This window comes from Paragemmobacter straminiformis (assembly GCF_014243445.1).
In the GTDB taxonomy this organism is placed as follows: domain Bacteria; phylum Pseudomonadota; class Alphaproteobacteria; order Rhodobacterales; family Rhodobacteraceae; genus Paragemmobacter; species Paragemmobacter straminiformis.
This window is the reverse complement of record NZ_JACLQD010000003.1, coordinates 55985-72243: the sequence shown is the minus strand read 5'-3', so window position 1 is coordinate 72243 and position 16259 is coordinate 55985. Positions and strand designations below refer to the sequence as shown.

Here is a 16259-nt window from a genome sequence, read left to right as displayed (position 1 = left end):
AGATTTCACGAACAGGGCAGGATGCCCGGGACCCGATTTACAGTCACGCGTGGTGCTATGGGGAGCGCGTGGGGTGGATGGAGGGTCCCGTAGGGGTGCGGGGCCCTCCGTTTTACAGCCCGCCCATCCGGCAAATCAGCGCCCATTCATCCGCCGTCACAGGCTGCACCGAAAGGCGCGAGTTCTTCACCAGAACCATCCCTTCCAGCCCCGGCGTGGCCTTGATCTCGTCCAGCCCGACACCGCGCTTGAAGGCCTGCTTGGCCCGCAGCATCACGCAATCCCAACGCGGATCGTCCGTCGTGCTGTCGGGGGCAGATGTGCGGATCACCTCCATCACCCCGACAATCTCTTTGCCGATGTTGGAATGGTAAAAGAACGCTAGCTCCCCGACCTGCATCGCCCGCATATTGTTGCGCGCCTGATAGTTCCGCACGCCGCTCCATTCCTCGCCCGCCTCTCCTTTGGCCACCAGATGCGGCCAGCCGAAAACATCGGGCTCGGATTTCAGCAGCCAAAAGGCCATCAGCCGATCACCTTCTTCCACGCACGGATATCGACCGAGGCGAAAAGCCCCGCCTTGGCATAGGGATCCTCCGCCGCCCAGGCCTTCGCGGCGTCGAGGTTCTCGACCTCAAGCACCACAAGCGATCCGCACATGCTGTCACCGTCCAGAAACGGCCCCGCCATCTCGACCACTCCGGTCGCCTCGATATAGGCCAGATGCGCCGCGCGGTTTTCCTGCCGCACATGCAGGTGGTCAGGCTTGTCGATACAGATCAGCGCCACGCGCATGGTTCACTCCGCTTTCAAAGGTCGGCTCAAAAGGGACTGGATTGCCGCCGAAAGGTCAATCCCGCCATCGACCAGCGCGGCCACCATCGCCGTCACGGGCATATCCATCCCCCGCTCCGCCGCCAGCCGCGCCACCGCCCGCGCCGTGGCCGCCCCCTCGACCGTCACGGTCGGGTCGAACCCGGCCCCCGCGCCCAGCGCACGGCCAAAGCGAAAGTTGCGCGACTGCTCCGAAGTGCAGGTCAGCACAAGGTCACCAAACCCCGACAACCCAGCCAGCGTCTCGGCCCGCGCGCCAAGCGACAGGGCAAGCCGCACCATCTCGGCATAGCCGCGCGTCATAAGCGCCGCCCGCGCCGAATCTCCCAGCCCCGCGCCGATCACCACGCCCGCCGCGATGGCGACTACGTTCTTCAACGCCCCGCCCAGCTCGGCCCCCGCCACATCGGCCGTCCGGTAAAGCCGCAACACGGGCGTCGCCAGCAGATGCTGCAACCGCTCGCCCTCGGCCTCGTCGGCACAGGCCAGCGTCAGGGCCGTGGGCAGCCCCCGCGCGATATCGGCAGCAAAACTCGGCCCCGTCAGCAGCGCCACCGTTGCATCGGGGCAGGCCGCCGCGATCACCGCCGCAGGCCCCGTCAGGGTGCGCAGGTCCACCCCCTTGCAACAGGCCACCAGCCTTTCCGCCTGCAATCCGGCATGGGCCAGAAACCCGCCCAAGGCTTGCATCGGCAGCGACAGAAGCACCGCCTCGGCCCCGCGCAAATCTGCGATTTCAGCGGTGATAGTGACGTTTTCGGGCAGCCTCACCCCCGCCAGACGCGCCGACTCCCGCCGCGCCGCCAGCGCCGTGACGTCCCGCCCCCACAGCCGCACCGCGCGCCCGTCCCGCGCCAGCGCAACCGCCAAAGCCGTGCCGAAAGCGCCCGCTCCGACGACCCCGATCACGCCTTGGCCCCCTTTTTGCCTGACCCGATCATGGGCGCGGCCAAAGCATCCAGCGGCCAACGCGGACGGGCGACCAGATCGCCCTCGTCCCCGATCCCCGCCCGATACCGCTCGATCCCGGCCCAGGCGATCATCGCCGCATTGTCGGTGCAAAGCCGCAGGGGCGGCGCCAGAAACCGCACCCCCGCAGCCGCGCAAACAGTCTCTAACCCTGCCCGAATGGCCCCGTTCGCGGCCACACCCCCCGCCACGGCCAAAGCGGGTTCTGCCGGAGAATGGTCGAGATAGACCGCCAAAGCCCGCCGCGTCTTTTCGGCCAGCACCGCCGCCACCGCCGCCTGAAACCCCGCGCACAGGTCGCGGCGGTCCTGCACGGTGATCCCGCCCTTTTCCGCCACCAGCGCATCCCGCGCCCGCAGCAGCGCGGTTTTCAGGCCCGAAAAGCTCATATCGCAGCCTTCGCGGTCCAGAAGCGGGCGCGGAAAGCGGAACCGCCCCGCATCTCCAAGTGCCGCCTCGCGCTCCACCACCGGACCACCGGGTTGCGCCAGCCCCAGCAGCTTCGCCGTCTTGTCGAACGCCTCGCCCGGCGCATCGTCGATCGTGCCGCCCAGCCGCTCGAACCTGTCCACATCATGCGCGATCAGAAACTGGCAATGCCCGCCCGACACCAGCAGCATAAGATAGGGAAACGCCAACCCGTCCGTCAGCCGTGGCGTCAGCGCATGCCCTGCCAGATGGTTCACCCCGACCAGCGGCTTGCCCGATCCTGCCGCCAGCCCCTTTGCCAGCATCACGCCCGACAGCACCCCGCCAATCAGCCCCGGCCCGCTTGTGACCGCGATGCCGTCCACCTCGGCCAGCGTCAGCCCCGCTTCGGCCAAGGCCCGCTCCACGCAGCCATCCAGCCGCTCGGCATGCGCCCGCGCCGCGATCTCCGGCACCACACCGCCGAAATCGGCATGCAGCGCCACCTGCCCCTCGACGATGGATGACAGGATTTCTGCCCCCCCCTCGCCCAGCCGCACCACCGCAGCCGCGGAATCGTCGCAGCTCGATTCGATGCCAAGAAAGGTCAGCCGTGCCATATCCATTGCCCGCAGGGTTTCCATCGGGGTAACACCGCAAGCATGACCCCGCAATCCCGCCCCCTCTCCGTGCTTCTGACCCGCCCGCAAGCACAGGGCGACCGTTTCGCCGCGCAACTGGCCGACCGCTTCGGTAACCGCATCGCGGTCACCACCTCGCCCGTTATCGCACCCGCCTACCTTGTGCCCGAGATCCCGGCGCTTGCCTTCTCGGCGCTGGTTTTCACCTCGGAAACCGCTGTCACCTCGGCCCGCTTTCCCGGCCTTCCGCGCCGGGCCTATTGCGTGGGTGACCGAACCGCCGCCGCCGCCGCCGCTGCCGGCTTTGCCGCCGTATCGGCCAAGGGCGATGCCGCGGCCCTGATCGCCCTGATCCGCGGGTCGGGGGAAAGCGGCCCCCTTCTTCACCTGCGCGGCGCCGACACGCGGGGCGATATCGCAGCCATCCTGACGGCTGCGGGCATTCCCACGCGCCAAGCCGTCACCTACGACCAGCGCCCGCAACCGCTCAGCCCCGAAGCCGCCGCGCTTCTGAACGGCGAAACGCCTGTTCTGCTGCCGCTTTTCTCTCCGCGCACCGCCGAAATCTTGGCCAGCCTCGGCCCGTTCCGCGCCCCGCTTCTGGTTGCGGCCCTCTCTCCCGCCGTGGCGTCAGCCGCTGCCCGGCTCCACCCTGCCCGCCTTGCCACGGCAGATGCACCCGACGCCGACGCGCTGCTAACCGCCGTGTCAATCTTTGTGAACGGCCCCGCCGCTTGAACCCTTTGCCCGCAAGGGTTTAGGGTGGCCGCAACAGCCCCGCCTGACGGGGAGGCGAAAGGAACGGCAATGGCACGCGGCAAAAGCGAAACCCCCCAACCCGATGCCGACCTTATGGCAACCGTCGAAGCCACCGATCCCGACACGCCCCACCCCGCGCCCGCGCCGGAAATCACCGCCGAACCTGCCGCCACCCCAGTGCAAGCACCCGCGCCCAAGGCTGCGACACCGCGCAACGCGGCCCCTGCGACCTTCCTCGCGCTCGTTCTGGGCGGTGCGGTTGCGGCGGGCGCAGGGTTTGCCCTTGCCCGCCTTCAGCCCGGACTTCTTGCCATCACCCCCCCGCAGGCCGACAGCAGCGCCGAGCTTCAGGCCCTGAAAGACCAGATCGCGGCCCTTCCCGCCCCCGATGCCGGTTTGGCCGACCGCCTCGCCGCGCTCGAATCGGCCCTGACGCAACTCTCCGATCGCGTGGCCGCCGTCGAATCCCGCCCCGCAGGCGCCGCCGACCCCGCCCTTGCCGCGCAGGTGACCGCCCTTCAGGAGCAAGTCGCCACCCTTTCCAACGGTGCCGCCGTTCCCGCCGACATCACCGCCGCCGTCGAAGCCGCCGAAGCCCGCCTGAAACAGGCCGAGGAAAAGGCAAACGCCCTTGCCGCGCAGGCCGAAGCCGCCGCGCAAGCGACCCGCCGCGATGCCGCACTCGACAGGGTCGCCGCCGCGATGGATTCGGGCGCGCCCTTTGCCGCCACCTTGGCAGACCTTCCCGACCTGCCCCCCGCCTTGGCCGACCATGCCGCCACGGGCCTGCCTTCTGTCGCCGCCCTGCGCGATGCGTTCCCTGCCGCCGCGCGTGATGCGCTTGCCGCCGCGTTGCGTGCCAACATGGGCGAAAGCTGGACAGACCGCGTCTCGTCCTTCCTGCGCAGCCAGACGGGCCTGCGCTCGCTCTCCCCGCGCGAAGGGGATGACCCCGATGCCGTCCTGTCCCGCGCCGAAGCCGCCCTTTCCGCAGGCGATGTCGCCACGGCCCTGACCGAACTCGCCGCCCTGCCCGAAGCCGCCAAGCCCGCGCTTGCCGACTGGATCGCCCAGGCCCAACTCCGGCTCGATGCCGAAGCGGCGCTGGCTTCGCTCAAGAAAGGCGCATGATGCTCTGGACGCTCGCCAAGGTCCTGCTCTTCATTCTCATCGTCGCCGCCCTCACCCTTGGCGCGGGGGTGCTGCTCGATACGGGTGGCGGTCTGCATATTCAGGCGGCGGGCTACGAATTCACCCTTGGCCCGCTACAGGCGCTGATCCTTCTGGCCGCCATGTTCGCGGCCCTCTGGCTCGTGATGAAACTGGCGGGCCTTCTCGTCGCCATCCTGCGCTTTCTCAACGGGGATGAAACCGCGATCTCGCGCTATTTCGACCGCAACCGCGAACGCAAGGGGTTTCAGGCCCTGACCGAAGGCATGTTGGCCCTTGCCGCAGGCGAAGGCCGCCTTGCCCTCAACCGTGCCATCAAGGCCGAGAAGTATCTGGCCGAACCGCACCTGACGACCCTGCTCGTGGCACAGGCTGCCGAAGCCGCCGGAGACACCCGCCGCGCGACCGAGGCGTATAAGGAACTGCTGTCCTCGGACACGACGCGCTTTGTCGCCATCCGTGGCCTCCTGAACCAGAAGCTGGCCGAGGGCGATACCGAAACCGCCCTGAAACTGGCGCAAAAGGCGCATGAGCTGAAACCCAAGCACCTTGAAACCCACGATATCCTTTTGAAGCTTCAGGCCGAAAGCCGCGACTGGAAGGGCGCGCGCGCCACCCTTGGCGCCAAGCTCAAGGCGGGCGCGCTGCCGAAAGATGTCTACCGTCGCCGCGATGCCGTGCTTGCCCTGCAACAGGCCCAGGGCGTGCTTGACGAAGGCGCCAGCGCCGAAGCCCGCGAAGCCGCGATCGAGGCGAACAAGCAATCACCCGACCTGATCCCCGCCGCCTCGATGGCCGCCCGCGCCCTGATCGACAAGGGCGACAGGAAAACCGCCACCCGTGTGCTGAAAAAGGCGTGGGACGCAAAACCCCACCCCGACCTTGCCGCCGCCTTCGCCGATATCGAACCCGCCGAAACGCCCCAGGCGCGGCTCAAGCGGTTCAAGACCCTTGTCGCCAACCATCCTGACCATGAAGAGACGCGCCTTCTCATGGCCGAACTCAACATCGCGGCCGAAGATTACCCCGAAGCCCGCCGCGCCTTGGGCAGCATTGTCGAAACCCATCCGACCCGCCGCGCCCTTGCCATCATGGCCGCCATCGAACGCGGGTCGGGCAGCGACGATGCCGTGGTGCGCGGCTGGATGGCCAAGGCGATGACCGCCCCGCGCGGCCCGCAATGGTGCTGCGACAAGTGTCAGGCCGTCCACGCAAGCTGGGATCCGATCTGCGACAATTGCGGCGGCTTCGACACGCTCTCGTGGCGCGAACCGCCCGAAAAGACCGGGCCAAGCGCGACAGGGGCCGAAAGCCTGCCGCTGATGGTCTCGCCCCCGAAGCCCGTGGTCGAACCGGCGCCCGCCGCGCCCGAACCCGAAGTGATCGACGTCGAAGCCATCGTCCGCCGTGGCGGCTGACGCAGCGTCATTCCGCCCGCGTTCCATTTGAAAGGCTTGCATTCACCGCAGGGTTGCAGAAACTTGCCCGACCAAATCATCAAGAATACGGGAGGAAGTTTCATGGATCGCCGTTCTTTCCTGACCAAAGCCGCCATCGGCGGGGCAGGTGCCGTAACCCTCGCCGCCCCCGCTCTTGCGCAGGCGGCACCCAAGGTGACGTGGCGTCTGACCTCGTCTTTCCCGAAATCGCTCGACACCATCTATGGCGGGGCCGAGGTTCTTTCCAAGCACCTGTCCGAAGCCACCGACGGCAATTTCCAGTTGCAGGTTTTCGCGGCCGGCGAACTCGTCCCCGGCCTGCAAGCGGCCGACGAGGTGACAGCCGGCAATATCGAAGCCTGTCACACCGTGGGTTACTACTACTGGGGCAAGGATCCGACCTGGGCCTTGGCCGCAGCCGTCCCCTTCTCGCTCTCCGCCCGTGGCATCAACGCATGGCACTACCACGGCGGCGGGATCGACCTGTATAACGAATTCCTCGCCGCGCAGAACATCGTGGCCTTCCCCGGCGGCAACACGGGCGTCCAGATGGGCGGCTGGTATCGCAAAGAGATCAAGACCGTAGCCGATCTTTCCGGTCTCAAGATGCGGGTGGGCGGTTTCGCGGGCAAGGTGCTGGAAAAACTGGGCGTGGTCCCGCAGCAAATCGCGGGCGGCGACATCTATCCCGCGCTGGAAAAAGGCACGATCGACGCCGCCGAATGGGTCGGCCCCTATGACGATGAAAAACTCGGCTTCGTCAAAGTCGCGCCCTACTACTACTACCCCGGCTGGTGGGAGGGTGGCCCGACCGTCCACTTCATGTTCAACAAGGCGAAATACGAAGAACTTCCCCCCGCCTACAAGGCGCTGCTCCGCACCGCCTGTCAGGCGACCGATGCGAACATGCTTCAGAACTACGATTACAAGAACCCCACGGCCATCAAGACCCTGGTCGGTCAGGGCGCGCAGCTTCGCCCCTTCTCGCCCGAAATCCTTCAGGCCTGCTTCACCGCCGCCAACGAGGTTTATGCCGAAATGGAAGCCTCGAACCCCGCCTTCGCCAAGATCTGGGGTTCGATCAAGGCCTTCCGGTCCGAGCATTACACATGGTCGCAGGTGGCCGAATACAACTACGACACCTTCATGATGCTCCAGCAGAACGCGGGAAAGCTGTAGTCCAGGCAAAAGGCGCATCGAAAGGCTCCGGTGGAGCGTTTCGTTGCGCCGCCGTTAGGTTCGCGCGCTGACCGCCGGGTTGTGCGCCTTGGCGCGCAGCCCGAGGGGGCGGGCTGCGCGCGGACCGTGGCTTTGGGCCACGGTCAAACCCGACCGTTGCGTTGGTTCATGGGTAGGGTGCGCACTCGCTGCGCACCCCCGCCGCCCTCACGGCGTGATCTTCGGCGCCCCCAACCCGCCGCCGAGCGCATTGTTCGTCCCCAACCCGCCGCCCAACCCGCCCAGCGGCTGCAACTCGGGCATCTTCATCTCGATCGTCGCAGGGTCCACCGCCGCGCCCTTGTAATGCATCACCATCTGCGGGAACGCGATCACCACCCCCACCATCACCACCTGGATCACGACGAAGGGCACCGCACCCCGATAGATCTGCCCTGTCGTCACCCCGTCCGTCCGCACCCCCGTCACCTTGTCCACATAGGCCGCCTTGGGTGCAACCGACCGCAGATAGAACAGCGCAAAGCCAAAGGGCGGGTGCATGAAACTCGTCTGCATGTTCACGCCCAGAATGATCCCCAGCCACACCAGATCGATTCCCAGCGCGTTGGCCGCAGGCACCAGCAGCGGCACGATGATGAACGCCAGCTCGAAGAAGTCGAGGAAGAAGGCCAAAAGGAAGATCAGCACCGACACCGCGATCAGGAACCCTGTCTCTCCCCCCGGCAGGCCGGTCAGCAGATGCTCTACCCAGACATGGCCGTTCACCCCGTAAAAGGTCAGCGAAAACACCCGCGCGCCCAGCAGGATGAACATGACAAAGGCCGAAAGCCGCACCGTCGACGTCAGCGCCTGACTGACCACCCCATAGCTCAGCCGCCGCTTCCCCGCCGCCAGAAGCATCGCCCCCACAGCCCCCATCGCCCCGCCTTCGGTCGGCGTGGCGATGCCCAGAAAGATCGTGCCAAGCACAAGGAAGATCAGCGCCAAGGGCGGGATCAGCACGATGATGACCTGTTGCGCCAACCGCGACATCAACCCCAGCTTCAGGCCCTTGTCGGCCACGGCCACGGCATAGATCGCAATCACCCCCACCGTGGCCCCCAGCACATCGGCATTCGCCCCGTGGGTCGCATAAAGCCAGCGATGCGCGCCATAGCCGATCAGGACGCAAGCCAGAAGGGCCACGAAAAGCGAGGTGACGCCGCTTCCCAGCGTGCGCGCTTCCGGCGGCAGCGCGGGCATCGATGCGGGCCGCAGCATCGACATGGCAAAGACATACAGGCAATAAAGCCCTGTCAGCACCAAACCCGGTATCATCGCCGCCGTGTACATATCCCCGACCGACCGCCCCAACTGGTCCGCCAGAACGATCAGCACAAGGCTCGGCGGGATGATCTGCGCCAGCGTCCCGCTTGCCGCGATCACGCCCGATGCGATGCGCCGGTCATAGCCGTAGCGCAGCATGATCGGCAGGCTTATCAACCCCATCGCGATGACACTTGCCGCCACCACCCCCGTCGTTGCCGCCAGCAACGCACCCACAAAGATCACCGCATAGGCCAGCCCCCCGCGGATCGGCCCGAACAACTGCCCGATGGTATCCAGCAGATCCTCGGCCATCCCCGACCGCTCCAGCACGATCCCCATAAAGGTAAAGAAGGGTATCGCCAGCAACGTCTCGTTCGACATCACCCCCCAGAACCGGTTGGGCAAGGTGTTCAGCAACGGCCAGTCCAACGAGATCGACCCCCCCGACAGGGGCGCAAGTTCGACGCCGATGAAAAAGAACATCAGCCCGTTGGCCGCCAGCGCAAAGGCGACCGGATAGCCCAGAAGCAGAAAGATCACGAGGCTGGCGAACATGATCGGCGCCATATTCAGCGCAATGAATTCAAGCATCATTTGCCGATCTCCTGCGCCAGTGCTGCCCCTTCCTTCTCGGCCGCCTCATGCGCCGAAACAAAGGGTGTGGGGTCCGGTATCAGCCCCCGCATCACGCCGATCTTCTTGATGATCTCGGAAATCCCCTGCGCCGCCAGCAACACGAACCCCGCCAGCAGCAACCCCTTGGCAGGCCAGATCACCAGACCGCCCGAATTGGTCGACACCTCGCCATTGCGGAACGACTGCGCGACATAGGGCACCAGATACCACACCATCAGCAGCACAAAGGGCATCAGGAACACCACATGCCCGAACAGGTCGATCCAGTGCTGCACCCTGCGCGAGAACAGCCCGTAGACGATGTCGATGCGGATATGCTCGTTCTGTTTCAGCGTATAGGCCGCCGCCAGCAGAAAGGCCGCGCCGAACAGATACCACTGCATCTCCAGCCAGGCGTTGGACGATACCGAAAACACCTTGCGCACCACCGCATTCGCGGCGCTCACCAGCACCGCGACCAGAATAAGCCATGCCGTCGCGCGCCCGACCCTTTCGTTGATCCTGTCGATTCCCGCAGCCAGTGCCAGCAATGCCCGCATCCCGTTCCCCCGCTGTTGACCCGCCAAGCCTAGGCCCCCGCCCCGCGACCCGTCAACTTTGGCGCGAGTTCCCCGCCCCCGCGCCGCGCCTGACGCCGCGTCAGGCAAAATAGACGGGCCGCGCCGAAACTTCTGCCCGTCCGCGCCCGTAGCTTGGCCACTCAACCAACAGAGAGAGGCTACAGAATGTTCGTCAAAACCACGGCTCTTGCCCTGACCCTCGCCGCGCTTACCGCCCCGATGGCCTTTGCCAAGGGCCATGACCAGGGCTTCGGAGCGATGCTCGCAGGCTCGCTGCCGCCCGGCGCCGTTGCCGACGGCCAGCGCCCGAACGCCGACGGCTCTTACGGCACCCGCGACGCAAAGATCGAAGCGCAGAACGGCACGCGTGACAAAAGCGAACTGGCGCGCGCAAAACTGGGCAACCACCAGTAAAGCGGCAAAGGCCCCGGCCTGTCGCCGGGGCCTTTTCCCTATTCGCCGACCCGAAAGTTCAGCGTCGCCCAGTGGCTTTGCCAGACCGCCGCCACATTGCCTTCAAGGGGTTCCATATGCACCGACGACAGCATGTATTCCCCGGCCGCATCCAGCACGATATGCGCCACCCCGTCGGCACCGGTTTTCACCAGCTTTCGCGTCACATCCTTGGGTGCCGTGCCACCCGGCGCCTTGACGAAGATCGCCACCTGCTCGTCGGGTTGCGGTTCCTCGTTCCACGTCAACCGCACGTCGATCGCTTCGGTCCCCTCGACATAGGGGTTTTGCAGGGCGACCAGCTCGAAGGGCATTCCCGTCGGGGCGTCCAGCTGATCCGGCGTCGCAGGGCCAACCTGCACCAGCGCCCGCGCGTTGCGGGTATACATCTCGCCGAAATCCACCTCGGGCAGGCCGCGCGCCTTGTGCGCCGCCAAAACCCAGTCCAGCCCCTCGTATTCCAGATAATGCGGAAAGGTCTCGGGCTTGTCGAAGATCACAAAGGACGGCTGCGCGTGAAAGATCACGCGGTGCAGCCCTTCCTCCTGCGGGGTGAAGCTCAGCGCGGGCAAATCCCCCTCGCGTCCGGTGATATCGATCTTCCAGTTGTCCGAAATCATCCGCGCCTCGGCCGTGTTCCGCTTCAGCCACGGAAAGGCCTGCCCCGCCATATCCGAACCGACCAGCAGCTCGGCCTTCACCACCTGCCCGACTTCGGCGCGGTAGTCTTGGGGCGAAATCCAGAATTCATGCGCCGCTGCGGGCAATGCCGCCAGCGCTGCAACCAGCACAACGGACCTTGAGATGAACATTTTCCGTCTTCCTTCATTCGTGACGTTTCATTTCGGTCCCCACGCCATAGATTGTCCGACGGCACGCTTCGGCAAGCGAAAGGTCAAGAAAAACATGTTCGCACATTTGCGCCGCCTTGCGCTCGGCCTGCTTCTGGCGCTGGCCCAACCCCTTGCCGCGCACGAGGTTTTGCCCTCCATCGGTGATTTCCAGCAAGATGGCGACACGCTCGCATTCGATATCCGCACCAATCTCGAAGGCTTCGTCGCGGGCATCGACCTCACCCTGACCGCCGACACCAACGCCGCCCCCGAAGCCGCAAGCTACGACAGCCTGCGCGCCCTGCCGCCCGCCGCGCTCGAATCCCGCTTCCGGTCTTTCTGGCCCCGCATGGCCCCGCGCGTTTTCGTCCGCATCGACGGGGTCGACCAACCGCTGACCCTGCTTGGCGTTTCGGTGCCCGAGGTGGGCGATGTCAACCTGCCCCGCGCCTCGACCATCAGCTTCACCGCCCCCGTTCCTGCCGGCGCCAAGACCGTGCAGGTCGGATGGGCCGCCCCCTTCGGCGCGCTCGTCATCCGCCAGAACGGTGTCGACAAACCCTATGACGGCTATCTCGAAGCCGGGGCCATGTCGGACCCCATCGCTCTGGGCGGCGGCGATGCCATGTCGCCGGCGCAGGCCTTTGCCTCCTACATCCCCATCGGCTTCGACCACATCGTGCCCAAGGGGCTGGACCATATCCTTTTCGTCCTTGGCCTGTTCTTCCTCTCCACGCAGTTGCGCCCGTTGCTCTGGCAGGTTTCCGCCTTCACGATTGCCCATACCGTCACCCTTGGCCTTGGCGCGCTGGGCTATGTCGCGGTTCCGGCCTCCATCGTCGAACCGGTCATCGCCGCCTCCATCGTTTTCGTCGCGGTCGAGAACATCCTGACGCAGGGCCTCTCGCGCTGGCGCCCAGTCGTGGTCTTTTGCTTCGGGCTTCTGCACGGCTTGGGCTTTGCGTCGGTCCTTGGCGAAATCGGACTGCCCGAGGGGAATTTCTTCCCCGCCCTCATCGGTTTCAACGTCGGCGTCGAACTGGGCCAACTCGCCGTCATTACGGCCGCTTTCCTGCTGGTCGGCCTCTGGTTCCGCAAGAAACCGTGGTATCGCGCCCGCATCAGCGTTCCCGCTTCGGGGGCCATCGCACTGGTCGGCGCGTGGTGGTTCGTTGAACGGATCATGGGCTGACCCTGCCTGATCCTGCGGCCCAAGGGCGGGCCTCGTCCGGAACCGTCCGAAAACTGCCCCTTAATAACTGTTAACAGGCCCAAATCTCGCCGCGTTTCGCCTCCAGATTGCACCACAGGGCAAGCGTAACGAAACGGCCCCGGCGCGCGTGCAGCACCGGGGAAAGATAGGGCCAAACAATGCGTATTCTCGCTGTCGATGATGATCCGGTTTTCCTCGAACTCCTTGCGGGGATGCTCAAGGCCATCGGCTACGGCCATGTCACCACCGTCGGCACCGCCGAACAGGCGTTGCACGAAGTCGATACGTCGAATCACGTCTATGACTGCATCCTGTCCGACATGCAGATGCCCGGTCTCGATGGCACCGCGCTGACCACGGCCATCCGCTTGCGCACGGCCTATCGCCAGACGCCGATCCTTATGATCACCGCCCTCGCCGGAAAGAACTTTGTCGACGAAGCCTTCACCGCAGGCGCGACCGACTACATCACCAAGCCCCTCGACATGATCGAACTCAAGGCCCGCATCGGCATGGTCGCCCGCCTGCTGTCGGAACGTCACCGCCTTGCCGAATTTGCCCGCCTCGTCGGCCAGCGCGCCGCCCAGGTCGAGATCAACGCCGATTTCGACACCCCGATCCTGATCCCCGGCTTCGACCGCGGGATCGAGTTTCTGGCGATGGAAAACTATCTCCTCACCCTTGGCGTCAAGCGCATGTATTCGACCAGCGCCTTTGGCATCCACATCAAGAATGCCAGCATGATCTTCAACAAGGCATCGGGCGCGGTCTACATGCAGATGCTTGGCGACGTCGCCGCGCAGATCGTCGACTCACTCAAGACCGAGGATGCCAAGATCGCCTATGCCGGCAGCGGCAACTTTGTCTGCATGTCCGAACGCGATCTGGGCGCCGCGACCGATGATCTCGAAATCCTCATCAACATCGGCCTGATGGATTTCGAATCGATCTACGCCACCGACCGCATCCCCGTCCCGCAGGTCCGCGTGGGCGAGGTCGCGCGCTCGTCCTTCCTGTCGCCGACAAAGCCCACCCGCATCCTCGAGCGTGCGATCCTGTCCGCCTCGACCCCGCCCGACAAGCGCAGCAAGCCGACAATGGTGGCCTGATGAACGCCCCCGCAGCCGTCGAATCGCCCCTCGCAGCCGCCGAACGCCTGTTCTGCCGCCTCGCGGCCGAGCGGCTCGACGCGCTCGAGGATGCGCGCCTGCGCTACAGCGAAGGCCGCGCCCCGTTCGAGGCGCTGGCCGAAATCGGCGGCATCGCCCATAAAATCGCCGGAACGGCCGCGACCCTTGGCCATGCCGATATCGGTCGCATCGCGGCCGAGGTCGAGCGCCTCGTAGCCATAGGCGCCACCGGACCCGAGATCATGCCCGTCCTTGATCCGCTCATGGAGGCGCTCGAGGCTTTGCCCCGCCCCTAGGCCCGCCGCAGCAGCGACCTTATCACCTTGGTCACATCCGACATGGTGATCGGCTTCGACACGCAGCTGTCAAAGCCCCAGATCAGATATTCGACAATCTGGTGCGACATGGCATTCGCCGTCACGGCCACGATCGGCACGCGCGGCACGTTCAGCGCGGCTTCCTTCTGGCGGATTTCATGCAGCGCGGCTTTCCCGTCCATCACCGGCATGGCGATATCCAGCAGGATCGCGTCATAGCGACCCGGCTCCCATGACTGAACGGCCTGCAACCCGTCCGATACCATCGTGACCTCGGCCCCGCAGCGCGTCAGCATCAGCTCAAGAACCGAGCGGTTCGTTCCGTTGTCATCGGCCACCAGAATCCGCAACCCGTCCAGCCGCCCCTCGGCCGGGGCCATCGGGGCCGCACGGCCCGCGGTCGGCTGCACATCGCTTTCGGCCAGCGGCAGCGATACGCGGATCACCGTCCCCTCGCCGGGTTCCGATTGCACCGAAACCTCGCCCCCCATCTTCAGCACCAGATTGCGCGTGATCGCCATGCCCAGCCCCGTGCCGCCGAAACGCCGCGTCACCGAACTGTCGGCTTGGGTGAATTCGTCGTGCAGCCGCGCCATCTGGTCGGGCGTCATCCCGATGCCCGTGTCGCGCACCTCGACGACCAGCGGTTGCCCGCGCCGCCCCGAAAGCTTGACCGTCACCGACCCCTTGTCGGTGAACTTGATCGCATTCGACACAAGGTTGTGCATGATCTGCTGCACGCGGAACGGATCGCCGATGCGCGCCGCCTCGGCCCCCGAGCTGACCAGCACCTCGAAATCCAGCCCCTTTTCCTCGGCCCGCAGGTTGTGCAGGTCCTCGACCCGCTCGGCCAATTCCATCGGGCTGAAGGGCACCGATTCAAGCTCCAGCTTTCCCGCCTCGATCTTCGACATGTCGAGGATGTCGTTCAGAATGTTCAGCAGCGTCTCGCCCGAACGCCGGATCGTGCCGATCATCCGCTTGTGTTCAGGGTTGGTCAGCGACGAATCCAGCACTTCGGCCATGCCCAGCACACCATTCAGCGGCGTGCGGATTTCATGGCTCATATTGGCAAGGAACATCGATTTGGTCCGGCTCGCCTCTTCCGCCCGCGCCTTGGCCAGATACAACTGCGTCACATCCGATCCGACGCCGCGATAGCCAAGGAAATTCGCCGCCGCGTCAAAGACCGGCGCACCCGAAATCCGGAACCACCGCTCCTCGCCATCAGGCGAATCCGGCGCGCGATAGACGAAATCGCGGAAAGGCCGCCGGTCACGAAGCGCCGAAAGCACCAGCTCCCAATCCGCACTCGCCCGGACGTCGGGATAATGTTCAAGCCATTCTTCCCGCGTCTTGCCCATGATGTTCACGGGCGGCACGCCGATCTTCTCGAAATACTCCGGCTGCGACAGGAAAGAAAAGCGCAGGTCCGCGTCCTGCTCCCAGAACCAGCCGTCGCTGACCGCCGCGATATCTATGAAGCGTTGCTCGGCACTCGCCCGCTCGGCCAACGCGCTTTCCAGCTCGGCCTTGGCCTTTATCAGCGCGGCCTCGCGCGATTTCTGCTCGGAAATCTCGATCTGGATTCCCGCCATGATCTTGGGCGATCCGTCCGGCTTCCGGCGCACCACCCGCCCGCGGTCAAGCACCCACATCCAGTGCCCGTCCCGGTGCTGCATGCGGTATTCGGCCTCGTAGCCGTTGGCGGCCCCGGTCAGGCAACGGTCGATCATCGCTTCCACGACCTCGCGGTCGTCGGGATGCACGATCCGGCTCCACGTGTCATAGGTCACGGGCGACAGTTCGACCATGTCATAGCCCAGCATCCGCGCCCAGACGTCGTTGACAAGCTGGGTGACCGTATCGAAATCCCATGTCCAGGTGCCGACCTGCGCGCCCTCGATCACATCGCGCAGCCGCTCTTCGCCACGGATCAGCGCGGCGGGTGTTACGGCATCGTCCTCGACGGGTTTGCCACGGCCTTCAAAGGTCATGCCCTCAGCCCTTGCGCAGGATCGTGTCGATGGTGGTCAGGAAGGTTTCGGCCCGCAGCGGTTTGGGCAGGACGGCTTCGATCAGCCCTTCGGTCTCGCGGATGGTGGCGTGGTCGGCCTCGGCCGTGAACCGCACCACCGGCGTGCGCGAGTTGTTGGAATTGCCCGACCGCAGATAGCGGATCACCCGATCCCCCGTGATATGCGGCATGTTGTGGTCGAACAGCATCAGGTCGAACCGCGTTCCCAGCGCCGCTTCCAGCGCCGACCGCCCGTCACCCACCACCGTCAGGTCGATATGCGACTGGCCGGCCAGAAAGGCCTTGATGACCTCTTGGTTCACCTCGTCATCCTCGGCCAGAAGGATGCGGAACTTCTGATCGGAAGACTGATCGCTCATCGTGCAATACCCC

At 65.5% G+C, this 16259-nt stretch carries 17 protein-coding genes; 8 read left to right on the top strand and 9 right to left on the bottom strand.

The window, feature by feature from the left end:
• Positions 1-112: 112 nt before the first annotated feature.
• From H7F16_RS10890 to tsaD, 4 genes are read right to left on the bottom strand one after another with little or no spacing between them, the layout of a single operon-like run.
• Complete coding sequence (locus H7F16_RS10890; protein WP_185797633.1) at positions 113-526, bottom strand: EVE domain-containing protein; 414 nt, start codon at positions 524-526, stop codon at positions 113-115.
• A complete protein-coding gene (locus H7F16_RS10885; protein ID WP_185797632.1) occupies positions 526-795 on the bottom strand; it encodes a YciI family protein in 270 nt (89 codons plus the stop codon). The genes H7F16_RS10890 and H7F16_RS10885 overlap by 1 nt, the downstream gene beginning before the upstream one ends.
• Positions 796-798: 3 nt before the next feature.
• The gene (locus H7F16_RS10880) at positions 799-1743 is read right to left on the bottom strand and encodes an NAD(P)H-dependent glycerol-3-phosphate dehydrogenase (protein WP_185797631.1); all 945 of its coding nucleotides are present in this window, start codon (positions 1741-1743) and stop codon (positions 799-801) included.
• On the bottom strand, positions 1740-2831 hold the full coding sequence (gene tsaD / locus H7F16_RS10875) for a tRNA (adenosine(37)-N6)-threonylcarbamoyltransferase complex transferase subunit TsaD (RefSeq protein ID WP_185798118.1): 1092 nt from the start codon (positions 2829-2831) through the stop codon (positions 1740-1742). The genes H7F16_RS10880 and tsaD overlap by 4 nt, the downstream gene beginning before the upstream one ends.
• Positions 2832-2873: 42 nt before the next feature.
• On the opposite strand from tsaD, the gene H7F16_RS10870 reads away from it, so the two are divergent.
• From H7F16_RS10870 to H7F16_RS10855, 4 genes are all read left to right on the top strand, one after another.
• Positions 2874-3590, top strand: coding sequence for a uroporphyrinogen-III synthase (locus tag H7F16_RS10870; protein ID WP_185797630.1), 717 nt, complete (start codon positions 2874-2876; stop codon positions 3588-3590).
• Positions 3591-3659: 69 nt separating this feature from the next.
• The gene (locus H7F16_RS19895; RefSeq protein WP_185797629.1) at positions 3660-4742 is read left to right on the top strand and encodes a COG4223 family protein; all 1083 of its coding nucleotides are present in this window, start codon (positions 3660-3662) and stop codon (positions 4740-4742) included.
• A complete protein-coding gene (locus H7F16_RS10860) occupies positions 4742-6199 on the top strand; it encodes a heme biosynthesis protein HemY (RefSeq protein ID WP_185798117.1) in 1458 nt (485 codons plus the stop codon). The genes H7F16_RS19895 and H7F16_RS10860 overlap by 1 nt, the downstream gene beginning before the upstream one ends.
• A 102-nt stretch (positions 6200-6301) precedes the next feature.
• On the top strand, positions 6302-7399 hold the full coding sequence (locus tag H7F16_RS10855; RefSeq protein WP_185797628.1) for a TRAP transporter substrate-binding protein: 1098 nt from the start codon (positions 6302-6304) through the stop codon (positions 7397-7399).
• A 207-nt stretch (positions 7400-7606) separates the two neighbouring features.
• Here the strand turns inward: H7F16_RS10855 and H7F16_RS10850 are convergent, their stop codons facing one another.
• Positions 7607-9298, bottom strand: coding sequence for a TRAP transporter large permease (locus H7F16_RS10850; RefSeq protein ID WP_185798116.1), 1692 nt, complete (start codon positions 9296-9298; stop codon positions 7607-7609).
• Positions 9298-9882 carry a TRAP transporter small permease subunit gene (locus H7F16_RS10845; RefSeq protein ID WP_185797627.1) on the bottom strand — a complete coding sequence of 195 codons (585 nt, stop codon included), beginning with the start codon at positions 9880-9882 and terminating at the stop codon, positions 9298-9300. The genes H7F16_RS10850 and H7F16_RS10845 overlap by 1 nt, the downstream gene beginning before the upstream one ends.
• A 186-nt stretch (positions 9883-10068) precedes the next feature.
• Between H7F16_RS10845 and H7F16_RS10840 the strand changes: the two genes are divergently transcribed.
• Complete coding sequence (locus H7F16_RS10840) at positions 10069-10317, top strand: hypothetical protein (protein ID WP_185797626.1); 249 nt, start codon at positions 10069-10071, stop codon at positions 10315-10317.
• Between the two features lie 38 nt (positions 10318-10355).
• Here H7F16_RS10840 and H7F16_RS10835 read toward each other — a convergent pair whose 3' ends face one another.
• Positions 10356-11168 (bottom strand): DUF4198 domain-containing protein, encoded by an 813-nt coding sequence (locus H7F16_RS10835; RefSeq protein WP_185797625.1) that lies wholly within the window; start codon positions 11166-11168, stop codon positions 10356-10358.
• Between the two features lie 94 nt (positions 11169-11262).
• On the opposite strand from H7F16_RS10835, the gene H7F16_RS10830 reads away from it, so the two are divergent.
• From H7F16_RS10830 to H7F16_RS10820, 3 genes are all read left to right on the top strand, one after another.
• Positions 11263-12381: a HupE/UreJ family protein gene (locus tag H7F16_RS10830; RefSeq protein WP_185797624.1), complete on the top strand. Its 1119-nt coding sequence runs from the start codon at positions 11263-11265 to the stop codon at positions 12379-12381.
• Between the two features lie 179 nt (positions 12382-12560).
• Positions 12561-13511, top strand: a complete 951-nt coding sequence (locus H7F16_RS10825) for a response regulator (RefSeq protein ID WP_185797623.1) — start codon at positions 12561-12563, stop codon at positions 13509-13511.
• Positions 13511-13828 carry an Hpt domain-containing protein gene (locus tag H7F16_RS10820; protein WP_185797622.1) on the top strand — a complete coding sequence of 106 codons (318 nt, stop codon included), beginning with the start codon at positions 13511-13513 and terminating at the stop codon, positions 13826-13828. The genes H7F16_RS10825 and H7F16_RS10820 overlap by 1 nt, the downstream gene beginning before the upstream one ends.
• Here the strand turns inward: H7F16_RS10820 and H7F16_RS10815 are convergent.
• Together H7F16_RS10815 and H7F16_RS10810 are read right to left on the bottom strand one after the other, a co-directional pair.
• A complete protein-coding gene (locus H7F16_RS10815; RefSeq protein WP_185797621.1) occupies positions 13825-15846 on the bottom strand; it encodes a PAS domain-containing hybrid sensor histidine kinase/response regulator in 2022 nt (673 codons plus the stop codon). The genes H7F16_RS10820 and H7F16_RS10815 overlap by 4 nt on opposite strands.
• Positions 15847-15850: 4 nt before the next feature.
• Complete coding sequence (locus tag H7F16_RS10810) at positions 15851-16246, bottom strand: response regulator (RefSeq protein WP_185797620.1); 396 nt, start codon at positions 16244-16246, stop codon at positions 15851-15853.
• Positions 16247-16259 lie beyond the last annotated feature (13 nt).

Excerpts from the sequence above, each read along its gene's own strand:
- H7F16_RS10840 (WP_185797626.1), top strand. The coding sequence starts at position 10,069 with ATGTTCGTCAAAACCACGGCTCTTGCCCTGACCCTCGCCGCGCTTACC.
- H7F16_RS10845 (WP_185797627.1), bottom strand. The coding sequence starts at position 9,882 with ATGCGGGCATTGCTGGCACTGGCTGCGGGAATCGACAGGATCAACGAA.
- H7F16_RS10855 (WP_185797628.1), top strand. The coding sequence starts at position 6,302 with ATGGATCGCCGTTCTTTCCTGACCAAAGCCGCCATCGGCGGGGCAGGT.
- H7F16_RS10810 (WP_185797620.1), bottom strand. The coding sequence starts at position 16,246 with ATGAGCGATCAGTCTTCCGATCAGAAGTTCCGCATCCTTCTGGCCGAG.
- H7F16_RS10870 (WP_185797630.1), top strand. The coding sequence starts at position 2,874 with ATGACCCCGCAATCCCGCCCCCTCTCCGTGCTTCTGACCCGCCCGCAA.
- H7F16_RS10860 (WP_185798117.1), top strand. The coding sequence starts at position 4,742 with ATGCTCTGGACGCTCGCCAAGGTCCTGCTCTTCATTCTCATCGTCGCC.
- H7F16_RS10830 (WP_185797624.1), top strand. The coding sequence starts at position 11,263 with ATGTTCGCACATTTGCGCCGCCTTGCGCTCGGCCTGCTTCTGGCGCTG.
- H7F16_RS10835 (WP_185797625.1), bottom strand. The coding sequence starts at position 11,168 with ATGTTCATCTCAAGGTCCGTTGTGCTGGTTGCAGCGCTGGCGGCATTG.
- H7F16_RS10890 (WP_185797633.1), bottom strand. The coding sequence starts at position 526 with ATGGCCTTTTGGCTGCTGAAATCCGAGCCCGATGTTTTCGGCTGGCCG.
- H7F16_RS19895 (WP_185797629.1), top strand. The coding sequence starts at position 3,660 with ATGGCACGCGGCAAAAGCGAAACCCCCCAACCCGATGCCGACCTTATG.
- H7F16_RS10825 (WP_185797623.1), top strand. The coding sequence starts at position 12,561 with ATGCGTATTCTCGCTGTCGATGATGATCCGGTTTTCCTCGAACTCCTT.
- tsaD (WP_185798118.1), bottom strand. The coding sequence starts at position 2,831 with ATGGCACGGCTGACCTTTCTTGGCATCGAATCGAGCTGCGACGATTCC.
- H7F16_RS10820 (WP_185797622.1), top strand. The coding sequence starts at position 13,511 with ATGAACGCCCCCGCAGCCGTCGAATCGCCCCTCGCAGCCGCCGAACGC.
- H7F16_RS10885 (WP_185797632.1), bottom strand. The coding sequence starts at position 795 with ATGCGCGTGGCGCTGATCTGTATCGACAAGCCTGACCACCTGCATGTG.
- H7F16_RS10815 (WP_185797621.1), bottom strand. The coding sequence starts at position 15,846 with ATGACCTTTGAAGGCCGTGGCAAACCCGTCGAGGACGATGCCGTAACA.
- H7F16_RS10850 (WP_185798116.1), bottom strand. The coding sequence starts at position 9,298 with ATGCTTGAATTCATTGCGCTGAATATGGCGCCGATCATGTTCGCCAGC.